This window comes from Lacticaseibacillus absianus, assembly GCF_013407595.1.
In the GTDB taxonomy this organism is placed as follows: domain Bacteria; phylum Bacillota; class Bacilli; order Lactobacillales; family Lactobacillaceae; genus Lacticaseibacillus; species Lacticaseibacillus absianus.
The window spans coordinates 140,355-165,317 of the sequence record NZ_JABEKX010000001.1 but is presented as its reverse complement, the minus strand read 5'-3'; the positions used below and the strand labels follow the sequence as shown (position 1 = coordinate 165,317).

Here is a 24,963-nt window from a genome sequence, read left to right as displayed (position 1 = left end):
CTTACCCACCTAAATGCGCTGACTTCGCGCTCAGAACAACCTAAAAACGCCCAGTCTCCTCGACCAGGCGTCACTCGATCGTCACGGTGTCTTGCGTCATCAGCTGGATCAGCTGAGCGCGGGTGGTGCGCGCCTCGGACAGCGGCGGCAGGGCCGTCAGTGCGAAGTACGCCGCCTTAGTCGTCTCGGGATTCGGCGCGAACGTCCCAGTCACCGGCGTACAGGCGAAGATCAGCTTATAGTACTGGTAGACGTATGGCAAGTCTGGGCGCTTGGCCGTGTCATAGATCGCTCGCAACGCACCGACGGTCACGGTCAGGCCGGTCTCCTCGCGCACCTCCTTAGCGACGTTCTCCCGCGGCGACCAGCCGACCTCGGCGTAGCCACCGGGCAGTGCCCACTCCCCCTTGGCGTCTTGCACCAAGAGCACCCGGTCTGCGCGTCGGATGAAGCCGCGCACATCGACCTTCGGCGTCGGGTAGCCGGCCTGCTGGTCCGCCAGCGCTTGCAGCGTCGTCAGCGGCGTTGCGCTCAGGGTCGCAAGCTGCTCAAGCGCCAGGTCACGTAGTTCGGTGTAGCGCTCACGATCGTACACATCGTGGCCGAACGTCAGGCCGGCCTGGGCGATCGCCAAGAGCCGGCGCAAAAAAGTCAGTGTGTCCATCTTCCGTTCCCCCTCGTCACCCTGTTTCACGTGAAACAAGGCCCATCAGTCCTTGCGCCGCCACCGCTGCCACTCTGGCCAGTACAACGTCGCAACAACGAGTAACACGAGCACCAGGGGGGTGAAGCGGAGCGCCTGGCCGAGCGCCTGCTGCCACCCGATCCGGTCGTTCAGGCGCAGCGGCGCAAGCACTTTGCCGCGCAGTTGCGTCGTCTGGATCGGGCCGAACCAGCGCGAGTCTGCCGACACGGGCCGGTTATCCCCGAGGATGAAGTACTGGTGCTTGTTCAGCAAGGTGGTGCTGAGATAGCTCGTGTTGCGAAACATCATCCCGCCTCCGGCCACGCCGCCGTAGCTGTACAGGCTGTTGTCCATCGCGTAGGCAACATATGGCTCAGCGATGGCTTTGGCGTTGCGGTATACGGTCGTGCGCGACACGCCGATCAGGTCCCCGGGCTTGCCGATCAGGCGTTTGACCAGCAGCCGGTCCGTCGTCACGTCGAGATTCTTCGCTTCGTTGGCGACGATCACGATGTCGCCGTAGCGATACGGCACGTTGAACCACTTCAGGGTCCGCGGGCGCGCAACGACCAGCCATTGGCCGTCTGCCAGCGTCGGATCCATCGAGTGACCTGACGTGTGATCGATCTGGAAGAACAGGTTGAAGCCCGTCATCACCGCAAGCACCACGCCGATCAACCCGAGCCAGAGTTTTCTATAGATGCTCATCGCGCACCTCCCGCTGTTAGCTTACCACACTCACCGCGCCAGCTCCGTCAACTTAGGGCTTTTTTACGGTCGGCCCCGTGCGCGGTCCCGCCCTCATCCCCACACGCGCAGGAGCAAGCCGTACTGAACCAAGAATGCGACGACTGCCAGCGCCTGCTTACGCCACTTCTTCATGCGCTCACCACCTTCACGAGTTGATCGACCAGCCCGGTATCCACCGCGACGAACGCCCCGGCAAGCACGTAACACGTCGTCGCACTCGCCTTGGCCCGTGCCGTGATCGTCGCCGCCAGGGCCGGATGGCGCGCCAGCCCCTGAAGGCTGTAGAGCAGCCCCACTGTCAGACCGCCCACCAGCCCCACCGCGCCAAGCAGCGTCCATGCGCTGACCCCCGCCATCACCGGCAGGAACAACGTCAGTTGACAGCGCGCCGTCAGCACTAAGGCCGTTGCGATCACCGCGGCCAGCGGACTGGTTGCCGCCACCGTGGGGAGTGGGGCCGGTGCGCTGACCGGCGCCGGTTGCGGGGCGTGCAGCGCCCACACTAGTGGGACCAAGCCACTACCACCGACGACCCACGCCGGCAGGATCAACTCAAGCCCCTGCCCGAGCGCCCATGCGAGGCTCACCAGGCCAGCCGACACGAGTCCCGCCCCGAAGGCGACTGTCTTCGGGGCGACCCGCTGCATCAGTGCAAGCCAGGTGAACAAGAACTCCAAGTTGACGCTGATCAGCGCCAATGCAAGCATCACGAAGCGCATGGCGCCCCCTCCTTTTGTCAGATCGGTCGTTATGTACGCCGGAGGCTCGCTCCGGCGTCAGCTCACCGCTTATCCACGATAACACTGGTCGTCGTTGCGACCTTCGCGCCGACCCGCAGCTCAGCATAGTACCGTACCGCGCCCTGGCCGAACACATCCGCGCCGATGATCGCTTGTGCCAGCGCCTCGACTGCTGCGGCCGTCAGATCTGTGTCGTACCGCGCCAGCCGCAAGATCCGTTGCGCGCCGGTCGAATCGATGAACGTCAAGCGCAACTCTGCTACGATCGTCTCCATCTCGTCACCCCCTCCTCACGCGATCCACGCCTACAGCTCGATCCGCTCGGTCTGCGCGATCGCGATCTGCGTCAGCACGTGATCCGTCGTCACGCCTTCCAGCACTTTGCCCAGCGCGATCAGCTGCTCATCCGACGCGTCCGGGTCTAGCCCCGTCAGACGCCGGGTGAACCGGTCCGTCGGCGCAGCCGGATTCGTATAGGTGAACGTGACCGCCACCGTCTGGATCTCTCGCATGCCGCACTCCCCCTTTCGCCTCACTCGACGGGCACCTGCCCGTCTATATAAGAGAAGCGCCGCGGCCAGCAAAAAGTGACGGCGCTGGGCCAAAAGCCGCATTAGGCGCGGACAGGACAGGACAGTGGACTGCTCAGCGCCGGCCGCTGGGCCTATTACGCTACTGGCATCATTGGGGGGCCGACAAAAGGGGCGTGACTTTTGTCACGCCCCCGTCACCGCCGCTCACGGGCGACATCCGCCGGCTCCACCTCCAGCCGGTACAGCTGCATCGCTAGCTCGATCACGGCCTCACGTGGCAGATCAGCGCCGGTGTAGTCCCGGATCAATGCCCCCATGCGGCTCGCGGCGGCCTCGAGGTAATCCTGCAACACAGGGGCCGGGGGCCGCCCGCTCACAGTCAGGGGCAGCGCCGCGGCCGGGCCGAAGCGGCTACGTGGCGGCTGGGTGTCCGCCAGATAGGCCGCCCACACCGGCCCAAGACTCGCGGTCACCGTCTGCATCAACTCCGTCATGAAGCCTTGCATGACACCAAAGGCGGCCGGGGTCAGGTGACCGAACGCCAGCTCGAGCTGCCAGCCCTGCCCGCGACGACCGAGCTGAAAGCGAAACTCCCCCGGCCCCGTTGCGGCGCAGTCGCGCAACGGATGGCCGGCCATCACCGCCGGGTTCAGGTGCTGTCCGCTTCCGCCCAGCGAGAAAAAACACTGCGCGACATACGCGATCACGCGCGGCGGATAGGGCAAGATCCGCCCCGCGTATTTGGCGGCGTACAGCGCTTCGGCGAGCTTCAGCGGCGAGGCCGTCGGGTCGAGCCACCCCAGCTTCGCCTGACGCTTGAGGCGCGCCCACACCGTGCCCGTGGTGATCGGCAACAGTAACGGCGGGCCCGCCTGACGCAAGAGCAACGTGCGGTACGCACCGGGGCCTGGGACTGGCAAGGCGCAAGCCAGATCAATGCCGAGCGCTTCTTTGGTCCCACGCGGCAGAGCGGCCAGGTGTGTCGTCAGGTCCACGCCGTCCCATACCGGATCGAGCCCAGTGGTGATGACACGTCTCGGATACAGCTGTGGCACCGGCCCCACCCCCTGCTTCACGTGACCCCCCCAAAAAAACTTGTGGTCCCCCTTGGCTTGGCACACCGCAGACCTGGCGCAGGCCCGGCGCCTGAATGCCAACATTGCCCACCAAGATGCCCAGCCTAGCCGGCCTGCGGAGCACTAAGGGGGAAAGTGCCCCCACCACGTCGCCCGTGTATGCTCTGACCATCGATCCTGGGATCGAAATTTCCCCGCAGCAGGCGGGCCCACCTGCTGCCACAAGAGGGTCATCGAATGGCAACACGTGAAGAAGAAGGCTTGATCCTCAGCCTCGAGAACGAAGGCGTGCTCCATAACGCCTTGACGCGCGTCGGGTTGCCCCGCAGTCACCCCGACTACGACGACTACCTGCAAGACGCCCGCCTCATCTACGCCCAGTACTACGCGCATTACGGGACGCCGTTGGACACCCCGAGCGAACGTGAAAAATTCAACCGCCTGGCGGGCTGGTTCGTCTTTCTGCGCCTGATCAAGCGGCGCGGCCAGTTGCGCGCCCACCGTACGCGACTGGCCGACTACCAGACCGAGGAGTTCGCGGCCTTGCGCACCCTGGCGATCGCCGCGATCGACGTCACCGACACCCCGCTGATCGATCAGCTCGCGATGTCCGAGGCAATGACCAAGCTCTGGCGCACTGCCTCCGATCCGGAACGGACCCTGCTGCGCTTGCGCGCGATCGGCTTATCGGACCGCGAGATCGCGCCGCTGATCGCCCTCACCCCGCGCTCCGTCGGCCGCATGCGCAAGCGCCTAGCGCAACGCTACCACGACCTGGTCGACTAGCGCCGCCGCACACATTGTACGCGCAAAGCGCCCTTGACAGGTATTCAGACGACTCGGGAGATTATTTATCTCGGTGTAAAACAGCGCAGCAAGCGCAGCAAAATGATCGAAACCACTTAAGTTTACGTCGTCTCGCTACCTTTTTGCCGTCAATTACGGTATGGTGGAGGTAGATTACCAACAGGAGGCGTCAATCTATGAAGGTTAGAAAAGCAGTCATCCCCGCAGCTGGGCTCGGGACCCGGTTCCTCCCCGCCACCAAGGCTCTCGCCAAGGAAATGCTCCCGATCGTCGACAAGCCGACGATCCAGTTCATCGTCGAGGAAGCGAAGGCCAGCGGCATCGAAGATATCCTGATCGTCGAGGGTAAGCAGAAACGCTCCATCGAAGATCACTTCGATTCCGCGCCGGAGCTGGAGCAGAACCTCGAGGCCAAAGGTAAGGCTAGCCTGCTCAAGATGGTCCACGACACCACCGACATCGGCGTGAACCTGTTCTACGTGCGCCAGCCGTACCCGAATGGCCTCGGCGATGCCGTGCGCCTCGCCAAGTCCTTCATCGCCGGTGAACCCTTCGTCGTCATGCTCGGCGACGACCTGATGCAAGACAAGATCCCCCTGACCCAGCAGCTGATCACCGAATACGAACAGACCCACGCGTCGATCCTCGCCGTCAAGAAGGTCCCGCACGCCGACGTCTCTGCATACGGCGTCATCGACCCTGAAAGCGAAGTGCACAAGGGACTCTACAACGTGCGCAAGTTCGTGGAGAAGCCGTCCGTGGATGAGGCGCCTTCCGACCTCGCCATCATCGGCCGCTACCTGCTGACCCCGGAGATCTTCGACATCCTCGACCACCAGAAGCCGGGCAAGGGCAACGAGATTCAGCTGACCGACGCGATCGACGAGCTGAACAAGACCCAGCGCGTCTTCGCCCATGAATTCACGGGCAAGCGCTATGACGTCGGCAACAAGTTCGGCTTCGTGCAGACCACCATCGAATACGGTCTCACCCATCCCGAGGTCCAAGATGAGGTGCGCCCATACCTGTTGAAGCTGGCTGCCCAGCTGAAGGCCGAAGACGAGAAGAAAGCCGCCAAGGGCAAGTGACCGGCACGCCCGCACACAAAAATCGACCGCAGTTTTGCCTAACAACTGGCAACTGCGGTCGGTTTTTTACGTACTGTATTTTATTTATCGACGCCTGCACGCTGGGCATAGTGGGCGTCCCTTGCGAATTGCGGCACCGGATCGCCCGCCACAATGCACCTGTACTGATCCGGTCAGTCTTGTGTCAGCGTCGCCGTTACAATGTTCTTGCGATTCAGGGTCAACGGTTCGCCACCACCATCTGCCGTCATCAGCCCACTGGCGACCAACTCGCCGTCGACTTGTAGCATCACCGCACGATTCGCGGCCCGGGTAACGGTCACCGTATGTGAACGACCCAATTCTAGCTGCCCACGATCCGCCGTTGAGACCACACTGGCCCGGTGCGCAGGCGTCCCATTGCGCCCGTGTTCGGGCACCACCACACGGGTCTCCTGCCACGTACCGATCAGCACCTGATCCGCACAAGTGAACTGAAGTTGGCCATCCGGTCGGACCGCTAAGCTCAGCAGATTCGATTGACTGACCAGCGACCCGGGTTCGAACTCTGCTGACAGCTCAAGGCGTAAGCTAAACTCGGCTTGCCACGTCGGAACGCCTGGCATGACCGCCTCGTCTGCAGCCGCCGACCAGCGGCCGATCACCCCGTCAGGGTGGGCCTGTAGCGCGATCACTTGGTCGACGCGCCCGCCTTCCCAGCCCGGCAATCCATTGATCTCAAGGCGTACGGGGTGGGCGATCGGGCATGTCGTTGCCCTCGTCAGCGTGACCGTTCGACGGTCGGCCCCCAGCTGACACGCGATCACCGGTTGACCGTCGACCGCGTAGACGTTGTCGGCCCTGACCCGCCGATCGAACCTTAATCTGATCTGATCATTGCGCATCACCTGTGCGGCCGTCAGCTTGGGCGCGACCACCGGTGCGCTCGTGAAGGTCATGAGCCGTGTCTCATGCGGCTCAAGCCGCCCGGTGATCGTCTCATCCGCCTGGACCACAGGGTGCGCCTCCTGCGCGACCGGCTCCCACTGCGTGAGGACGAACTGGCCTGCCGTTGCACCCAGCGGCACCGCATAAGCCTGGGCCTGATCACTCGGATTGGAGAGCGATACGACCCCGGTCGTCGCCGTCCATCCCTGGTAGCCGTAAACTGCGCCCGCCCTGGGATCGCCGCCGATCATCACGACGTGGTCCAGGGCCTCTTGATACTCGCGCACAAACGCCAAAACATCCGCAACGATTTGCCACTTCTCTTGATCCATCATCGACGGTGAGAAGTATAGCTCCCATAGCCGCGAGCCCCGAACCGCCGTTGCAAACAAGTACCGACGAAACTCCGGCGTGGTCATGGTCACATGTGCGGCGTGCCCGTAGATCGGCTCATGGTTGTAGTAGTGGCTCAACGGGAACTGAACTTGCGCGTCGTTCAAGTTACGATAGTAGATCGCATCACGGCCCGTGATCATTCGATCCGCATCGCAGCCACTCCCCGACTGCTCGAGGTCCCCAGAGTTCTGGAGCCAGATGGTGTTCACATACTGCAGCCACCATGGACTGGGATTGATGAAGCACGTGACATTGAGAAACAGGTCTGGTGTCGCCTCACGCATCGCGACGAAAATGTCCCGCCAGTCTTCCCACAACGCGGTCGTCGCGTATGCCCCCGCTGGTCCCCCGACGGGATGGTCGTGGTCGGGGTCAGTGCCTGGACGCGACGCGAAGCCATCGAGCTTCCAGTAATGGATCTCAAACCGCGCCTGATAGTCCAAGAACAGTGCCTTGAGCCGCTTGGTGTACCGCCGCGCGGCAACATCGAGCGCCGCGCCCGAAGCCGCTTGACGATTGAGGTACCCAGTGCCCGCCTGTTCTAGGAACTGTGCGAAGGTCGCATTGAGTTCATACCCACCTTGCGGGCCCAGCCACAATCCAAACGTCGCGCCAAATCGCTTGGCCAGCGCACTTGTCGGATACAACTCATCGGGAAACTTGTCGTTAAAACTCCAAAAGCCCGTCTGATTGAACGTGCGTCCAGAACGTGCCACGTCGATCCCAGTGAAGTCAGGATCGTTGTAATTGTTCCAGCCATCATCGACGACATAAGCATCCAACGGCGGCACGCCTGCGTCTGCCAAAGCCCGGTGCGCCTGCTCGAACAGCCTCATCGCCCGGTCACTGGTCACGCCCATGCGGTCGTCGTACCACGAGTTATACTGACACCGCAGCGGCGTCGCCGGCATGCGCGGTGCCAGGTAGGCCAGTAGGGCCGCCTGCAGACTTGCCTGTTCTGCCCGTGGTGCGACCCCCATGACGAAGTCTGGACTTTGCCATGCGCCTTCAGCAGTCAGCCGCTCACTTTGCCGCCGTGCCGCAAAGCTTTGCCCAGGTTGGTAGCGCAAGTGGATCTGGTCAGCCACGATCTGGTTGTCTGTCGCGGGGAATTCACACCCCCAGAAGAGACTGTCTGTGTAGACCGGCTGACCCAGCAAAAACTCATGCGCCGGAAAGTTCCATTCCGTCTCAGGCACCACGAAGTCCGACGGTCGCGCGAACTGGGCGGTCGCGGCCGGTAACTTCAACGCCTCCAGTTCCGCATAGTCGAGCGCTGCCGTCTGCGTCGAGCACGTCATGACCACGTGACTATAAGTCACTGTCGCGGCGAGCCGGACCTCGTAGCGGATCGTCCAAGTCCCCGTTCGGTGGACCAACGGGGCGAACCTGACCGTCAACGTCTGTTCCGTCGCCGTCGCCGCCGGTTCAACCGCAGTAACGGTCAGGTCACTCGCAGCCACTCGGTCCGGTCGATCCAGCCCCAAGCTGAGATAAAACACCTCGGAGCCCGGCGCCGGAGTCAGCGTCTGGCCACTGAGGTGGTTCGTGATACGCCCCAGGAATAAGCGCTGATCGACCACCGTGAAGACTCGCGTCATCGCCGTATTTTCAAGCCGGTGCTGTGTTGCCATACCTGGTCACCTCCTCATCGTTGTCGCACGCCCATCACGCTTGGGCCAAACAGGGCGCGCGTCACCCACAGCGACGACCGCTGGCGCCCCGAGCCGACCAGGCCGAACGGCGTCGATCCCGTTGGCTAGTCAGTTCCGCTCACCCCGTTCGCGCTTGTGCGTGACCGGCTGATCAGCGTCAACCGGCGCTGCTGCGGTTGCCCCGTCATGACTGGCGTGTCGCGTTACCGATCCGGGAAACTTTCGCGGTATTCCACGTCCGTAGACATCAAGATGTGCTGCGGGTAATCCCGGGACTGTTCGACCCGTTCCATGGCCATGCGGACCGCGCTGCGCCCGATCGCAATCGGATGCAACTGCACACTCGTCAGTGACGGGGTCAAAAATGCGGCTGCCTCCGAGTTATCGAACGAAACGATCGCCATGTCTTCAGGAATCCGGACGCCCGCCTCATGGAAGACGCGATAGACCCCGATTGCCAGCGGGTCACTGGCAACGATCAGCGCGCTCGGCAACTTGGCCCCCTTGTAGTGCGCCAACAAGCGCTGTGCCTGCGCCGCCCCATCCGCATAATCCCATTCACCGATGAACGCTTGGGTATAATCTGCCAGCTGATGTTCTCTCATCCAGTCGACGTAAGCCCGGTACCGCAGATCCATCTTATGATTGGACACGCTGGCCCCACTAGGCTGCCAGTACATGGATGCCCCACCAAGAAAGGCGATCCGACTATGACCGGCTTGATGCAGCTTGGTCATGACTTGGTCGATCGCGGTTCGAAAATCTGGAAAAACGGCATCGATGTCTGCCGGGACCGTAAAGTCGTCGACCACGACCAGGTTGGGATTCAAGCGATGGATCTGCTTGAGCCACTGCGCCTCCAGCGGCCCAACGATGATCAGTGCATCCAACCCCTTGACCTTGACTGGATCCAGCTTATCGCCGATGTGGAACATCGTCTCGACTTTCAGCTTATGCTTAGCCAGCTCGTCCAACACCCCCTTGCGAATGTCACGGAAATAGGGGTCGTTGAATTCCTCGCGTTCACTTTTCGTAATGAACAGGCCGAACCGCACCGTGTGTCGACCTCGAGGGGCCCGCTTGACGTAATGCAGCGCTTTGACCGCATCCAAGATCCGGGCACGGGTCTCGTCACTGATCAGCAACGTGTCATCACCATTCAAAAATCTGGAGACAGTCGTTGCGGATACCTGCGCGTGTTTCGCTACCTCTCGAATTCCTGCCACATCAGTCCCTCGCTCTCGCAATTTGATCGAACGCTACGTACTTTCCTCTCTATTTTGCCAGTTAATAAAAAGAGCGCAAGGAAAACTTGCGCTCTTTTCCCATCAATGCTACTAAAGCTTTCCGCCAGTAGTTGCGATCCCTTGAATGAACTTTTTTTGGAAAATCATGAATAAAACAATCATTGGCCATACCGCCAATAGCGATCCCGCCATCAGCTGGGGATAGTTGGTCGAGTACTGGCCCTGCAGATTGGCAAGCCCCGCCGACAGGGTGGTTTTCTCGATCGACGTGGTCGCGATCAACGGCCACATCAGGTCTTTGAAGGCGAACAATGCGGTAAAGATCCCCAAGGCGATCAGCCCGGAGCGCACGAGCGGCAGCATGATCCGGAAGAAGATCGTCCAGATCGAGGCACCATCGAGAACGGCTGATTCCTCGAGCTCCGCTGGGATCTTCAAGAAGAATTGACGGAGCAAGAAGGTCCCGAACGCGCTCACGAATCCGGGCAGGATCAGCCCCATCGTCGAGTCTAGGATCCCCAGCTTCTGCGCCAGCATGTACTGCGGCGTGATGAAGATCTGGGAAGGGATCATCATTTGGATCAAGACGAGACTGAAGAAGAGATTACGCCCCGGGAATCTGAGCCGAGCCGCCGCATACGCCGCCATCGCGCTCGTCGCGACCGAGAAGAAGACCCGGCCAACGATCAGCAGCAGCGTATTGAGGTAGAACTTGGCGAAGGGTAACATGGCCCACACAGCGCTGTAATTGTCCCACCGGAATCGCTTTGGCCAAAGTGTTGGCGGGATCATCATCGATTCGTGCAACGTCTTTCCAGACGTGAGGATCATCCAGACGAACGGGACGACCATCACGACTGCACCCAAGATGAGCATCACATGGACGAGCATATGGTTTTTTTTCATCATGCACCTCCTAGTAGTGGACCCATTTTTTCTGCAGCTTCAACTGGATCGCCGTAATGATCAGGATGACCACCAACAACACGACAACGATCGCCGATCCATACCCTTTATCGTTCAGGATGAACGAGTATTTGTAGAAGAGATACGCTAAGGATTGGGTCTTGTACATCGCATCTGTGCTGGACTTGATCATCATAAAGATGCTGTCGAAAACCTGAAAGGCATTGATGATCGTGGTCACCACAACGAAGAACAACGTCGGTGAGACCAGCGGCAGGGTAATGGTGAAGAACTGGCGAACTGGTCCGGCTCCGTCGAGCTCAGCGGACTCATAGTAATCGGCGGGGATCTCCTGTAAGCCCGCGATCAGCAAGATCATGTTGTACCCGATTGCGCTCCACACCCCCACAATGATCACCGTGTATATCGCAGTGTTTGGATCCGCCAGCCAGTTGACCGGCCCGATCCCCACCTTGGCCAGTAACTGATTGATCAGCCCAAATTGTGAGTTGAACAGCCACTTCCAGATCATCGCAACGGCCGTGGGTGCCGCTACCACGGGCAAGATATACAGCGTCCGGTATAAGGTCAGGCCTTTGATCTTCTGATTCATCAAGACCGCTGCCAGCATCGAGAAGACGACGATGAGCGGGACCGAGACGACAGAGTAGAGGATCGTGTTCAGCAAGGACTGCCAGACTTCTTTGTCCGCAAACAACTTCTGATAGTTCGCCCAGCCGGCGAACGTCATATTACCGAAGCCCGTTGAGCGACTGAAGCTCATGATGATCGTATCGATCGCAGGCTTGATGTTGAGGATGATCAGACCCGCAACGGTCGGGAGCATGAAAAGATAGCCCCAAAACACTTGGTCCTTCTTATACTTTGTTCTGCGTATCTTTTCCATGGGAACCTCCGTTACTGGTTAGCGAGCGTTTCGTCGATCCCTTTGGCGACGGTATCCGCGGCTTTAGTCGCAGTCTCCTTCCCACTGATCAACTTACCCACTTCGGTGTTCGCAAGTGTCTCACTCTTGATCGTATTCGCGCTGAACGGGCGCAGCACGCCGTAGTCGAGCCCGTCAACGAAGGCATCGACATTCGCGAACGTCCCTTTGAACTTATCGACCCAGCCTTGACCCAATCCGTTATACGCCGGGATCGAGATCCCCAGGTCAGACTGCATCTGGTTCGCCTGCTTCGACGCCAAGAACTTAAGGAACTTCTCCGCTTCCTTCGGGTGCTTGGTCTTGCTCGACATGGCCCATGCCAACCCGTTGGTCACAGTCGCCTGTTTCTTCCCCTTTGGTAAGGCGGCGACGTCAATGTTCTTCGCGGTGTAACTGTTGGCGGCCATTGCGCTTGCCATCCAATTCCCGTGGGTGATCATGGCGACCTTCCCCGACTGAAGCAAACTCATCTGATCAGTCTCTTGCAGGACCTCTGCATTAGGCGAAACCTTGTCTTTGAGTGCGAGGTCCGCGTAGAATTGAAGGGCTTCGACCGTCTTAGGATCATTGAAGTGTGACTTCTTCTCTGTCATATCAAAGATCTTTCCGCCATTCTGGTAGATCCAGTTGTAGTAGCCCGTCTCCGGATCAGACGTGACCGCGAATCCATACACGCCCTTGGCCGGATCTGTCAGTTTTTTGGCGGTCGCTTCGAATTCTGCCCAGGTCCAGCTGCCATCCGGTTCCGGCACCCCTGCTTGTTTGAATAATGTCTTGTTATACCAGACCCCGATTGTCGTCACGTCCTTCGGGATCGCATAATGCTTGTTTTTGTAGGTATAAAGTTGCGCCACGTCTTTGCTGTAATTGTCGAAGTCAAAGTCGCCCTTTTTCGCCATGTCCTCTAACGGCTGGAGCATGCCATTGGACATGTACTTGTAGGACTCGTTGGAGTGCATCGTCACGATGTCTGGCATGTTGCCGCCGGTCGTTGCGGCCTCCATCTTGGTCCAGTATTGATCCCACGGGGTCGTCTCCATCTTGACCTTGATGTGTGGATTGTCATCCTCAAACTTCGCAATGATCTTCTTCAGCCCTTTGGCCTGATCGGGATCCCAGCTGGCAAAAGAAAGCGTCACGTCCTTAGTGGTGTCAGAACTTCCGGAACCAGAATTGCTGCAGCCGACTAATAAGCCAGCCGCCAAAGTTGTAACTAGTCCAACTAACCCTCTGTGTTTCATATCCGTCCCTCCCAAAAATTAAGCGCTTACAACATCTTACCAGATAACTATATGTGCACTGTACAAACTTGTCAACTGAAAAAGTAAAATCACCGTTTAAATTGCAAACGCTTACTATCCGGTGTATATTGGCAGTTGTAAACTAACGCGCGACTAACTGTACACTAAACAAGGACGGTGAATCATTTGGACACGACAACAACCGCCCCCATCATGGGCTGGTCCTCTTGGAACCATTTTCGGCAGGCGATCGACGAATCGACCATTCTGAGTGCCGCGCAAGCGATGGCGGCCTCACCGCTGGCGGCCGCCGGCTACCGCTACATCAATCTAGACGACTGCTGGCAATCTTCCGAGCGCGACGCGAGTGGGGCCTTACAATTCAACCACACGACGTTCCCCAGCGGGCCACAGTTGCTCACTCGGATCCATAACATGGGGCTCAAAGTGGGCCTGTACAGCTCATGCGGGCCGCTGACGTGTGAAGACCTCCCCGCCAGTTTCGGTCACGAACGGCGCGACGCCCAGACGTTCGCTGCCTGGGGCATCGACTTCCTCAAGTACGATTATTGCCACGTGATCGACCTGACGACCGACGAGCAGCTACTGAAGCACAGTCCCCAGCTCGTCGGCGTGTCGCTACGTCACTGCCAGACGGGCGAGGTCACCGAACTCCCGCTCACCACCGCAAGGTTGACGGGCCAGGCATCGATCCAGACCGCCAGTGACGGGTTACCGACACTCGTGGGCTTGGGCGCCGATTCAGGGACGGCCAGTTTTGCGGTCTCTGCGCTCGCCCCAGGGGACTACTACCTCAGCATCGTCTATCTCAAGACGCGGGCAGAACACCGCCAATTGTTGCTCGCACACAACGGGGCCCGGTGGACGAACCTCTTTTTCCCACCGAGTAGCGGCTGGAGCGTGACAGGGCGGCTCGAGACGCGTTTGACCCTCACAGATCCCGATCAACCACTCATCCTCACCAACCCAGTCCACGATCGCCACTCCGATGCCATCTGGCGTTACCAGACGATGCATCAGGCCTTAGCCGATGCTGACCCGCGGATCAACTTTGCCGTCTGCGAACACGGCCGGAACCGGCCGTGGGAATGGGCCCCTTCGATCGCCAACTCATACCGGATCAGCGAAGACATTCAAAACTATTGGGCCTCTGTCATGAGTTGCTATGACCAGTTGCTGGCCTGCCGCCCGTTCGCCCTGGCAGGAAGCTACGCCGATCCAGACATGCTCGAAGTTGGGAACGGTGTCCTAACGCCCGACGAGAACCGGGCCCATTTCACGCTGTGGGCGTTTCTCTCTGCGCCTCTGGTCCTCGGCAATGATATTCGCAACTGGCGCGAGGATAATGATTGGTTGACGACCGTCACGAACCCCGCAGTCATTCGCGTCAACCAGACCACCCCGCACCTACCAGCTCAGTTGCTTGCGAGTCGCGACCGGGTCGATGTCCTCGCCAAGTACCTGTCAACTGGCGAGGCCGCGCTATGCTTCTTCAACCGGGGCGATTGGCCGGTCCGCTTTACCTTCGACCTCGCCACGCTCCCGGCCACGATCGAACAGCAGGCCTTCACCTATCACGGCCAACCCCTCGTCGAGCTGTGGGACCAGACGAATTTCACGCTCGACGGTCCTCGCTTGACCCTTGAGCTTGCCCCGCATGCAGTCAGTGCGTTCACCCTCGCAGACACTCACTAAGTTTAGGAGGCCCCCTTTGATCACTTATGAGCCAACCACCCAGACGTTCCACCTCACCAACGGCCTGATCAGCTATGTCCTTCAGATCACGGCCTATGACGTGTTGACCCACGTCTACTTTGGCCAAGCCGTGGCGGAGATCAACGGCCTCCGCCGCTACCCGATGCTCGACCGCAGTTTTGCCCCGAATTACGCGCCCGCAACGACGCGTGGTTACTCACTGGACACCCAGCCGCAGGAGTACCCTTGTGGACTGGGGGATTACCGCAGTCCTGCCGTCGATGTCCGCCGGGCAGACGGCGGCCAGTATGTCGATCTCCACTATCGGACGCATCAGATCAGCGCTGGCAAACCCGCCTTGCCCGGACTACCGGCGACCTTTGCGACCGACCAAGACGCCGCTGAGACGCTCACGATCGATCTAGAGGATCCGACCAGCGGGCTGGTCGTCAAGGTCCAATACAGCCTCTTCCAGTCGCTCCCGGTGATCACCCGCAGCGCCGAAATCCAGAACAACGGCACACAGCCAGTCACCCTGACCAAGGCGCTCAGCGCCAGCCTCGATCTACCGCTCGATGACTGGGAAGTCTTACACCTAGACGGAAGTTGGGGCCGAGAACGACAGATCACGCGCCAGCGCGTCACCCCCGGAACCTTCAGCCTCGGCAGCACCCGAGGCACCAGCTCGCACCAACACAATCCGTTCCTCGCATTGACCCACCCGACAACCACCGAAGACCAAGGCGAGGCCATTGGCCTGACGCTCATTTATAGCGGCAATCACCAGATGACCGTCGAAGAGGATCAATTCGGATCGGTGCGCCTACAAGCCGGGATCAACCCTGAACACTTCAGCTGGCAGCTTCAACCGCAAGCTAGTTTTCAGACCCCAGAAGCGGTCTTGGCTTACTCCAGCACTGGCTTGAATGCCATGTCACAGGCCTATCACCGTCTCTTCCTCGATCACCTGATGACCAGTCGCCACACGCACGAAGTCCGGCCGATCCTGATCAACAACTGGGAAGCCACCTACTTCGACTTCACGACCGAGCGCCTCACACCGATCATTCAGCAGGCGGCTCGTCTGGGGATCGAGATATTCGTCCTCGATGACGGCTGGTTCGGCCACCGTGCCAATGACAGGAGCTCCCTTGGCGATTGGTTCGAGTTCCCTGGCAAGCTTACGGGTGGGTTAGCCGGGCTCGCGCAACAAGTTCACACCAGCGGGATGAAGTTCGGGCTCTGGTTCGAACCGGAGATGGTCTCACCTGACTCCGACCTCTACCGCCAGCATCCAGACTGGGCCTTGGCCCTACCAGACACCACCCCGCTGACCGGAAGAGGCCAATATGTGCTGGACTTCTCTCGCCAGGAAGTGCGCGACTACATCGGAGCCGAGATGCGGACGTTGCTCGATCGCGTCCCGATCGATTACATCAAGTGGGATATGAACCGCAGTCTTTCGGATGTCTTCTCTCGGGCTTTGCCCCCCGAGCAGCAAGGCGAAGTCGCTCACCGTTATGTCCTCGGCCTGTACGAGCTGATCGAACATTTGACCAGCGCTTACCCCAACATTCTCTTTGAAAGTTGCTCCGGTGGTGGTGGCCGCTTCGATGCAGGGATGCTCTATTACATGCCGCAAACTTGGACCAGCGATAATACCGATGCCGTCGACCGTCTCGGGATCCAGTACGGAACCTCGCTGCTTTATCCCCCTGTCACCATGGGGAGCCATGTCTCCGCCGTTCCGAATGCCCAAAACGGGCGTCAGACCTCGCTCTCAATGCGCGCTTCAGTTGCGATGAGTGCCAACTTCGGGTATGAGTTGGATCTGACCGAGCTGACCGACCATGAGCTGACGACGCTGGGTGAACAGATCGCCTTCTACAAGCGCCACCGGCAGCTGATCCAATTCGGGACGTTCTACCGCCTCTACAGTCCCTTCGACGATGGGGCGCTGACCGGCTGGGGGATGGTCGACACGCCGCGATCACAAGCCATTTTCTTCATCTTCACCACCCACGCCCAAGCACATCCACGCCTAGACGTCGTCCGCTTCAAGGGGCTGGCTGCCGACCAGCATTACACCGTCTCCGGCTTGACCGGTGTCTTCACCGGCAGTGAGCTGATGCATGTCGGCTTCTACCTCGATCCCGCTGCCTACTACGGCGACAACAACGCACGGACCTATGTCGTGACGGCAACTGATGCCCCCTGACCGGCCCGCGCCACGCGCAACACCGTCAGGTAATTGCCGGCATCCCACCTCGCATCGCGAAGCACACCGCGCCACCCGACCTCACGGGTGGCGCGGTTTGTCATTCATCACACCCGTGCACTGCGCGCCATCACGTGAACGATCTTGCATTCGCATCGCTTGATCACGAGCAATTTCTCACAGACCAGACCTTTTCACTCATCGATTTCACGCCTCGTTAGGGGGAAACACCATTGTAACGGAAAAATTTGATCGGCCTGCGCTCACTAAAATCTTATCCTAATGGCGAACGTTTCTGTGTATATTTTCACAAAAAATTCAGTTAAGCTATATAAGGATTGGAGGAATATTATGATGAAACAAAGTTTAAAGCGCGCACTGTTCGCAGTTGCGCTCGTCTTCGGTCTCTTCTTGATGGTCGGTTGTGGTAACCAACAAGCCAGCTCCAAGCAGGCGACAACGGTGAAGGACGGGACTTACGTCGGGACCAGTAAGGGTGAAGGCGGCACACTGAAGGTCGCCGTCACCATCAAAGGCAAGAAGATCACGGATGTCAAAACCGTGGAGACGCATGAAACAGCCGGACTGGGGATCGAGGCCTCCGAGCAACTGCGCGAGGCGATCGTGGCGCACAACTCAGTGAACGTCGACGCTGTGTCCGGTGCATCGAAGTCCTCTGAGGGCTACCTGACCGCCGTCAAGAATGCGGTGAAGAAGTCTGGCGCCCCGCTCAGTCTGTTCATGAGCAAGAAGAAAATCGCTTTGAGCAAGGGCCTCGCCAAGACCGACTACACCTATGACGTTGTCGTGATCGGTGGTGGTGGCGGCGGTCTGGCGGCCGCCGTGACCGCTGCGGAGAACGGCGCGACCGTCGGCTTGTTGGAGAAGCAGCCGAATGTTGGAGGCAATACCGCTGTCTCCGGGGGTGAATTCAATGTGCCTGGCTCTGATATTCAAAAACGTAAGGGCATCAAGGACTCTAAGGCTCTGTTCATCTCCGACACACTGAAGGGCGGCGATAACATCGCTGATCCAGCCCTCGTTACCACCTTGGCCAACAATGCCAACAGCGCGTACGAATGGCTGAAAACCGATGTCAACGTCCGTTTCCACAAAGATGAACTGCTTCAATTCGGTGGCGTCAGCGTGCCACGTGCGGTCGTGCCCGTCGGCGGGACCGGAGCTGAGATCGTCAACAAACTCCAAAAGAAGGCCAAAAAGCTTGGGGTTAAGATCTATACCAGCACCAAAGCGACGGCGCTGACCACCGCAAGCGGCAAAGTGACCGGTGTGACCGCGACCAACACGGGTAAGCCCGTGACCTTCCACGCAACCAAGGGTGTCGTCGACGCCGCTGGTGGCTTCGCCGCTAACGTCGCGATGCGGGTGAAGTACAACCCGAAGTATGATGCGACCTACAAGACCACCGCCGTCGCCGGTGCAACTGGCGACGGGATCGTTATGGCGCAGAAGATCGGCGCACAGTTAGTCGACATGAAGCAGATCCAGACCTACCCGACCTCGAATCCGGAAACCGGCATCATCTCCTACGTTGCCGATGCCCGTTTTTCCGGCGCGATCCTGGTCAATCAGGCCGGCAAGCGCTTCGTTAACGAATCTGGCCGCCGCGATGACATTAGTAACGCGATCATGGCGCAAAAAGGCCACTACGCTTACCTGGTCTGGGGTCAAGAGATCGAGAAGCTCAGCAAGACCACGACGACCTACAAGAAGGAATTCAACGGCTTGAAGTCCAGTAATTTACTGGCCGAAACCAACAACGTCAAGAGCCTCGCGGACGCCTTCGACATCGACGCGACCACGCTGAGCAACACGGTCAAGACCTTCAACGGCTACGTCAAGGCTAAGAAGGACCCCGACTTCCAGAAGTCTGCGGCGTTCACCAGTATCGCCAAGGGCCCATACTACATCGAAAAAGTCGCCCCATCCACGCACCACACCATGGGCGGCATCAAGATCAACACGAACGCCCAAGCGATCGACACTAAAGGGCAAGTCATCCCCGGCCTTTACGCGGCTGGGGAAGTCACCGGCGGGATCCACGGAACTAACCGTCTCGGCGGCAACGCGATCTGCGATATTATCGTCTTCGGCCGCATCGCCGGGGCGCAGGTCACCAAGGACTGAACCACACAAGTGACCGCCCGGAACAAAACCCCACTCAGATTACGATCTGAGTGGGGTTTTACTGTCCATCGTCCTCACACGAGCGTCTCTTCGACCTGCGCCAGCCATCTCAAGGTGTGCGCGACGCCGTCCTCATCGTTGCGCAGCGTCACATAGTCGGCCTGGGCGCGAAGCGCCGCCGAGGCATTGGCCATGATGATCACAAGATCAGCCGCGTTCAGCATCGCCTGATCGTTAGGGCTGTCCCCGATCGCGATGTTTCGATCAAGGCCAAGGTGAAAGTGCTGGCGCAAAGCAGCAAATGCCCGCCCCTTGTCCGTGCCAGCAGGTAAGATTTCAAGGTTGTCAGGTCCCGAACTCGTCACGGTCACTTGGGGGATCTGCCGAAGTGCCGCCGCGAGCGCCGCACGCTTAGCGCGGTTGGGCATGAAGCAATAGAACTTCAGAATTCCCTGACCTGCCTGAACGCAGGCGTCTGCCGCCAGCGGGCGAGACGTGATCCCTGCCTCGTAAGCCAACTCGTAGCGTAGACCCGCACCGAATTGCGATTCCCCGATCGCATCGAATAAGGTACGCAGTTGCGCCTGGTAATCCACCGTCTCGAAGCGATCTGTGGCCGTGTACACTTTCACCGGATAATCTGCCAGTGTCGCCATGATCGCTAACGCCGCAACTGGCTGGAACGGTCGACTGAATAAGATCCGGCCCCCGCTGACGCCGATCCCGCCATTCAGCCCGACGATCGGCAACGTTAGACCCACCTGCGCGAGCAACCGCACCACATCTTCTGGATCGCGTCCCGTGCAGATGAAGGGCAACCAGCGTGCCTGTGCCCTGATCAAGGCGCCGGCATTACCCGCACTGATCTGCTGCTGCGAATTGAGTAACGTCCCATCAAGGTCGATCCCGATCAATTCCATTATGTCCTCCTTGGACGACACCGGGCCTGCCGCAGTGTGCGACAGGCCCGGTAGTGCTACACAGTCAGATTCCATCTTCCAGATCGTCTGTGCCAGTATCCTCATCAAGCGACAGATCGAGCACTTGCGCCGAACGCTGCGTGATCGCCACAAGTGCGTTCGCGTAGTCCGGGAGGGAATCATAATTCCCGAAAACCGTCTCGAGTAGCGACGCGAGGTTGCAACCCGCAACAACGGCCACGTTGCGGTGGGCAAACGCCAGCTTGGCTGCTTCCTTGTAGGGCGTCCCACCGACTAGATCCGTAAAGATCAGCGTCGGTGCGTCGGCCACCGCAGCGGCCAACCGCACCCCCAGCGTGTCTTCGCTCATACCGTCTTCAAAGTCGATGAACTGGATCGTCGCTTGTGGACCTGCAAGTAGCTCCAGCGCACTCTGCATCCCCGTGGCGAAGTGGCCGTGTCCCGTCACAATAGTTGAATATTGGGCCAAATCTGTCGAACCTCCTTACATAATCCCGAAGAACGAGCAGACGATGCAGAGGACAAAGACGACTGCAATCAGCACGATCGGGGAGACCTTCTTCTTCTTGAGTAACCAGAACAGGAAGAAGGTGAACGCCAGTGGCAAAATATTCGGGAACACTTTGTCCAAGAAATCCTTCTGCAAGGCAACGCTACCGATCTTGACCTTCAAAGACAGTGAGACATAGGAGCTGATCAGCGCCCCGATCACCGTCAGGCCCATGATCGTTGCTACCCGCGCGATAATGTCGGAGTTCTCCTGGATCACATCGATCGCCTTCGTCCCCAGGTTATAACCTAGGTGTGCGAACGGAATACGACAGAGGAACACCGCCAGGTACACGAGGAAGAACAAGATCGGACCGAGCAAGTTGCCCTTAGCGGCAAAGGATGCGGCGATCCCGCCGACGATTGGCATCAGGGTGAACCAGTAGATCGCATCCCCGATCCCTGCCATTGGCCCGAACAAGCCGTTCTTCAGCCCGCGGATCGTCTGCCGGTTGACATGCTTCTCTTCCATGCTGGTCAACAGTCCCATCAGGATTGAGACCAGCGGTGGCGAAGTGTTGATGAATTCCATGTTGTCGGTCATCGCCTCAGACAAGCCCTTCTTGTCGTCACCGAAGATCTTTTTCCATGCCGGCACTTGTGCCCACGCCCAGCCACCGGCTTGCATCCGCTCATAGGAGAACGCCGCCTGTAGGAGTGAGGAGCGGATCCCCAATACAGTGATATCGTGACTGGTCAGCTTCTTAGCCGGCGCTTGCGGCGTTGTTTTGATCTCATCAGATGCCATCTTCTTCACCTCCGCTTACACCGTTTTGCTTCAGTTCTTCGATCTGCTCTTGCAGCTTCTTGTTCTTCTTGTCCCGGAAGAACTCGATCATGGCGAAGACGACGCCGATCACCGCTGCAGGCAGTACGTTGCTATAGTTGATGAACGAGGCGACCACGAAGCCGAGCAATAAGAACGGCAAGTATTCGAGTCGTAGCAGGACCTTCAGCAACATCGCGAACCCGACAGCAGGAAGCGCCGCGCCGGCCAGTTCGAACCCATGGATCAGCCAGGCTGGCATCGCTTCGACCAGCGCCTGCATCGGCGACTGAGCCGCGTATGCAGAGAGGAAGATCACGATGAAGAAAGCGGCGCAGACAATCGCCATCATCAAGTAGGCGTAGCGACCGAACTTCTTGGTGTCGGCCTGTTCAGCTGCCTTATCCATCCCTGGCATGAAGACCGTGAAAATCGAATAGAACATTAACAGAATGTATTGCATCAACATCGCGAACGGCAATGATAACGACATTGCCGTTGCTGGGGCGACCCCTGTCGTGTGGGCGATCACAACCGTCATGATCCCGCACACCGCAGGGTTAGGTGGCTGCGTGCCACCCGCTGGTGTCAACCCGGCGAAGGCTAATTCAGTCAGCCCACCGGCGATGATTCCCATTTGCAAATCGCCTAGAATAAGACCCGCGACCGTACACGAAATGATCGGTCGGAAGATGTACAGGACTTCAAGCCAGGAATCCAATCCCGCGAAAATCGCGAAAATCCCGAGCATCAGCCCTTGTGCTAAGGTGATTGCCATTATTCTTCCCTCCTCAGGAAAACCAGAGCAGGACTCGCGGGTCTAGCGGGACGGATATCCCCAACTCAATACATGCGCCCAGAGTTGGGCTTGACATGCTGAGTATTGCGAGAGGCGCCCGCATTGCGAGTCCGTACCCTCAATCAAAGTTCACTTGTGTCTTCCGGTCCCCTGGCACGTCTTGGATGTAGACATCGACACCGGCGCGGACTAACCGCATCAGGTCGTCCTTGTCCTGTTGATCCACGTAGACCTTCTTCGTCACCTCTTCTTTGCCGGGTGCGAAGTGCATATTGCCCACATTGACTTCCTTGATCGGCACGCCACCTTCGACCAGTGCGGCAACGTCGGCAGGTGTCTTGACCACGATGAAGATCTTCTGACGGTCTGCCGCCTTGCTGATGATATCGATTGTTTTTTGTAGCGTGAAGAACCGGATCTGTGCCCCTGAAGAATCCGCAGTACTCTTCATGAGCTTCTGCTGCAGCACGTCTTGAGACGCCTCGTTGTTGGCCACCAAGATCAGGTTTGCCCCCAATGTCTTCGTCCAAGTCACGCCTACCTGGCCATGTACGAGTCGGTTGTCGATCCGCGTTAATAAAATATGTGGTTCTGACATAGTCTCTTCTCCTTTGTCTCTGACGAAGAACACCTTAGATTTCGCCGGTGCGATCGCCGTGCTGAAGTATGCGATATGGTTGTGCTGATTCACGTAGGTCGTCGTGGCCTTGACGTACGAGGTCCGCGGCGTCGCGGTCAAGAACCCCCGCAACCGCGACGGAATGTTATCGACGCCGGTCCGGATCGAATGTTCCAGTAAGGCCGGTGACAGCCCATAACGATGGGCTAACAACGGGATCAGCTCATTATCCTGGATCTCTTTTGCGCTGAGCATCGGGAAGCTGTCGAAAGCCATATATGTGGTGCGATCGATCAGCGGTTGGCGATCCGAGAGGTACAGCTGACTGATCTTGTACAGATAGTCGCTGTCCGATAGCTGCATCATCTGACGGATAGAGGGCTCCTGTCCATCCGCCAGGATCTGGAACTCACGTAGCTCGATGTAGAGCGAATGCCCACGCTCACGCAATTGCGTGCTCGGCACATCCACAAAACTGATCTCTTCATCGCCACTGTAACGGTCCTTAACGAAGCTACCTTGACCTTGCCGTTTCTCGATATAACCTTTCTCTTCGAGTTCGGCCAAGGCCTTCCTCACTGTGATCCGACTCACATCGAAAAGGTCGCATAGCTGCTTCTCCGATGGGAGCTTGGATCCGATCGCCAACTCACCATTGTCGATCTCGCGGATCAATTCCGCAGAGATCTGCTCATACTGCCAATATGGTTGTCTGTTCATTACGTCACCTGCTTGTTATGTCCACATGACAACCACAGCCTGAGTATATGACCCTGGCCGCCAAGTTGTCAACGCTTACAAAAAATTTTTTTCGCGGTATTTCGTCAAAAAAGGCCCATAAACCGGCATTTTAAAACGTGCCACGTCCGTCCGACCATAAGACAGGCACCCGTTAACACACCCGCACGTCGTCACGAGAAGCGCGCGCTAACACTACAGGGATAAGCATACCACCGACATAACAAGTTGCAACAAAAAAGCCTTTGCCGCATGACAAGTTACGCAACAAAGACTGGCACCTAAATCAATACTGTTTGATCTGGACCGCCGATTGAAAAGCGCGTGCCAACGGGTCAACTGCCTCTCGTTCTAGTCGGTGCATTAACCGCGCACAGAGCAGCTGACTGACCGCCACATTCACTAATCCGGACATCAGCGGCAGTCTCAAGGGTGTGCCGATCAGCGCCTGTGCGCCGGCATCGGGTCGCGTCGTGATCAAGTAACCGCGCGTCGTCACCTTGGCAAGCGCCGCATGGATCTGACCGATGCGCGCACTCGGCGTTGGATCGTCGATCAACCACACAGTGCTGGCTGCCGTCAGCTGATATGCCGGGCCGTGAAGAAACTCCTCGATTTCATAGTGACGAGCCGGGACCTTGATCGTTTCCTGCATTTTCAGGGCACCTTCCCGTGCCACACCGAGATTCATATCGTTACCGCAGACGAAGACCTCGCGCATCTCGGCCAATGATCGTACATGCGTGTCAAAGAACTGATCTGCGACGCGCAATACCTGGGCATAGGCCGTCGGTACCTGCGTCAGGTCGCGGCGAAAATCGCTCGTCAGTGCATCCGCGCACTTAGCCGCCGCCAACACTAGGAACCAAACGAGCGCACTCAACCCGAGCGTCACAAATTCAACGGTTTCAGTGCCCAGTCCGTAATCCACGACTAATTCGGCGTGTCCCGCGGCGACACTGGCCGGCTGACTCGTCAGCAAGATCCGTCGTTCGCCGTGCGTCGCCATCTGATCAAGTGCACGGACAATATTTGTTGAGGCGCCGCTCTGCGAGATTGTTACTACGAACGGCTTTACCGCGTACTCGGTCCCAGCCAAACAATACTGCTCGGGCGTGATCACCGTCATCGGCTGGCGCAGTAGCGCACGCATCTGTGGCAGCGCGATCATCGCAGCATTGTAAGACGACCCAGACGCCACTAATACTAGGCTGTTCACTTCTGCTTCCTGCCAGGCGGTGACCAACGGCCTCACGAGTTCATCCGCTCGTGCCAAGTTGGCGCGTAACTGGTCGGGCGTTGTCCTCACATAGTCGATCATCTGCATTATAGTCTCCCCTTTCAGCGCTCTTTATATCACGGCACCGATCACACGTCTATACCCGCCCATGCTTTGAAGACAGGACAACCCGAGCACGCGACCAGTTGCCGAACGTGCCATCCATCGTCCGATACACCCTACCGATAGG

At 58.7% G+C, this 24,963-nt stretch carries 22 protein-coding genes; 5 read left to right on the top strand and 17 right to left on the bottom strand.

Annotated elements, in window-relative coordinates; translation table 11 throughout:
- Positions 1-70 precede the first annotated feature (70 nt).
- From HII33_RS00725 to HII33_RS00700, 6 genes are all read right to left on the bottom strand, one after another.
- Positions 71-664 carry an NUDIX hydrolase gene (locus HII33_RS00725; RefSeq protein WP_179393882.1) on the bottom strand — a complete coding sequence of 198 codons (594 nt, stop codon included), beginning with the start codon at positions 662-664 and terminating at the stop codon, positions 71-73.
- Positions 665-709: 45 nt separating this feature from the next.
- The gene (gene lepB / locus HII33_RS00720; RefSeq protein ID WP_179393881.1) at positions 710-1,393 is read right to left on the bottom strand and encodes a signal peptidase I; all 684 of its coding nucleotides are present in this window, start codon (positions 1,391-1,393) and stop codon (positions 710-712) included.
- A 170-nt stretch (positions 1,394-1,563) separates the two neighbouring features.
- On the bottom strand, positions 1,564-2,154 hold the full coding sequence (locus HII33_RS00715; protein WP_179393880.1) for a hypothetical protein: 591 nt from the start codon (positions 2,152-2,154) through the stop codon (positions 1,564-1,566).
- A gap of 62 nt (positions 2,155-2,216) precedes the next feature.
- The gene (locus tag HII33_RS00710; RefSeq protein ID WP_179393879.1) at positions 2,217-2,450 is read right to left on the bottom strand and encodes a DUF2922 family protein; all 234 of its coding nucleotides are present in this window, start codon (positions 2,448-2,450) and stop codon (positions 2,217-2,219) included.
- 30 nt (positions 2,451-2,480) lie between these two features.
- Complete coding sequence (locus HII33_RS00705) at positions 2,481-2,687, bottom strand: hypothetical protein (protein ID WP_179393878.1); 207 nt, start codon at positions 2,685-2,687, stop codon at positions 2,481-2,483.
- A gap of 215 nt (positions 2,688-2,902) precedes the next feature.
- Positions 2,903-3,784 (bottom strand): hypothetical protein, encoded by an 882-nt coding sequence (locus tag HII33_RS00700; protein WP_179393877.1) that lies wholly within the window; start codon positions 3,782-3,784, stop codon positions 2,903-2,905.
- A 237-nt stretch (positions 3,785-4,021) separates the two neighbouring features.
- Here HII33_RS00700 and HII33_RS00695 point away from each other — a divergent pair, with 237 nt between their 5' ends.
- Both HII33_RS00695 and galU read left to right on the top strand, forming a co-directional pair.
- A complete protein-coding gene (locus HII33_RS00695; RefSeq protein WP_179393876.1) occupies positions 4,022-4,570 on the top strand; it encodes a hypothetical protein in 549 nt (182 codons plus the stop codon).
- Between the two features lie 197 nt (positions 4,571-4,767).
- Complete coding sequence (gene galU, locus HII33_RS00690) at positions 4,768-5,679, top strand: UTP--glucose-1-phosphate uridylyltransferase GalU (protein ID WP_179393875.1); 912 nt, start codon at positions 4,768-4,770, stop codon at positions 5,677-5,679.
- Positions 5,680-5,852: 173 nt separating this feature from the next.
- On the opposite strand, the gene HII33_RS00685 is transcribed toward galU, so the two are convergent.
- From HII33_RS00685 to HII33_RS00665, 5 genes are all read right to left on the bottom strand, one after another.
- The gene (locus tag HII33_RS00685) at positions 5,853-8,636 is read right to left on the bottom strand and encodes an alpha-galactosidase (protein WP_179393874.1); all 2,784 of its coding nucleotides are present in this window, start codon (positions 8,634-8,636) and stop codon (positions 5,853-5,855) included.
- Between the two features lie 224 nt (positions 8,637-8,860).
- Positions 8,861-9,883, bottom strand: coding sequence for a substrate-binding domain-containing protein (locus HII33_RS00680; RefSeq protein ID WP_179393873.1), 1,023 nt, complete (start codon positions 9,881-9,883; stop codon positions 8,861-8,863).
- Between the two features lie 111 nt (positions 9,884-9,994).
- Positions 9,995-10,810, bottom strand: coding sequence for a carbohydrate ABC transporter permease (locus tag HII33_RS00675; protein WP_218841884.1), 816 nt, complete (start codon positions 10,808-10,810; stop codon positions 9,995-9,997).
- Between the two features lie 10 nt (positions 10,811-10,820).
- Positions 10,821-11,717 carry a carbohydrate ABC transporter permease gene (locus tag HII33_RS00670; protein ID WP_179393871.1) on the bottom strand — a complete coding sequence of 299 codons (897 nt, stop codon included), beginning with the start codon at positions 11,715-11,717 and terminating at the stop codon, positions 10,821-10,823.
- Between the two features lie 11 nt (positions 11,718-11,728).
- The gene (locus HII33_RS00665) at positions 11,729-13,000 is read right to left on the bottom strand and encodes an ABC transporter substrate-binding protein (RefSeq protein ID WP_179393870.1); all 1,272 of its coding nucleotides are present in this window, start codon (positions 12,998-13,000) and stop codon (positions 11,729-11,731) included.
- Between the two features lie 186 nt (positions 13,001-13,186).
- On the opposite strand from HII33_RS00665, the gene HII33_RS00660 reads away from it, so the two are divergent.
- The 3 genes from HII33_RS00660 (at position 13,187) to HII33_RS00650 (ending at position 19,082) form a co-directional block, all read left to right on the top strand.
- Complete coding sequence (locus HII33_RS00660) at positions 13,187-14,716, top strand: alpha-galactosidase (protein WP_179393869.1); 1,530 nt, start codon at positions 13,187-13,189, stop codon at positions 14,714-14,716.
- A 16-nt stretch (positions 14,717-14,732) separates the two neighbouring features.
- A complete protein-coding gene (locus HII33_RS00655; RefSeq protein ID WP_179393868.1) occupies positions 14,733-16,934 on the top strand; it encodes an alpha-galactosidase in 2,202 nt (733 codons plus the stop codon).
- A 354-nt stretch (positions 16,935-17,288) separates the two neighbouring features.
- Positions 17,289-19,082 (top strand): flavocytochrome c, encoded by a 1,794-nt coding sequence (locus tag HII33_RS00650; protein ID WP_179393867.1) that lies wholly within the window; start codon positions 17,289-17,291, stop codon positions 19,080-19,082.
- A gap of 74 nt (positions 19,083-19,156) precedes the next feature.
- On the opposite strand, the gene HII33_RS00645 is transcribed toward HII33_RS00650, so the two are convergent.
- The 6 genes from HII33_RS00645 to HII33_RS00620 all read right to left on the bottom strand — a co-directional run bounded on the left by HII33_RS00645 (position 19,157) and on the right by HII33_RS00620 (position 24,821).
- Positions 19,157-20,002: a Cof-type HAD-IIB family hydrolase gene (locus HII33_RS00645; protein ID WP_179393866.1), complete on the bottom strand. Its 846-nt coding sequence runs from the start codon at positions 20,000-20,002 to the stop codon at positions 19,157-19,159.
- A gap of 64 nt (positions 20,003-20,066) precedes the next feature.
- Positions 20,067-20,492 (bottom strand): PTS sugar transporter subunit IIA domain-containing protein, encoded by a 426-nt coding sequence (locus tag HII33_RS00640; protein WP_246287248.1) that lies wholly within the window; start codon positions 20,490-20,492, stop codon positions 20,067-20,069.
- Between the two features lie 15 nt (positions 20,493-20,507).
- Entirely contained in the window at positions 20,508-21,320 is an 813-nt protein-coding gene (agaD, locus tag HII33_RS00635; protein WP_179393865.1) for a PTS galactosamine transporter subunit IID, read from the bottom strand.
- Positions 21,310-22,116: a PTS galactosamine transporter subunit IIC gene (gene agaC / locus HII33_RS00630; protein ID WP_179393864.1), complete on the bottom strand. Its 807-nt coding sequence runs from the start codon at positions 22,114-22,116 to the stop codon at positions 21,310-21,312. Before agaC ends, agaD begins: the two co-directional genes overlap by 11 nt.
- 139 nt (positions 22,117-22,255) lie before the next feature.
- The gene (gene agaB / locus HII33_RS00625) at positions 22,256-23,476 is read right to left on the bottom strand and encodes a PTS galactosamine transporter subunit IIB (protein ID WP_179393863.1); all 1,221 of its coding nucleotides are present in this window, start codon (positions 23,474-23,476) and stop codon (positions 22,256-22,258) included.
- A 304-nt stretch (positions 23,477-23,780) separates the two neighbouring features.
- Entirely contained in the window at positions 23,781-24,821 is a 1,041-nt protein-coding gene (locus HII33_RS00620) for an SIS domain-containing protein (protein WP_179393862.1), read from the bottom strand.
- Positions 24,822-24,963: the final 142 nt, after the last annotated feature.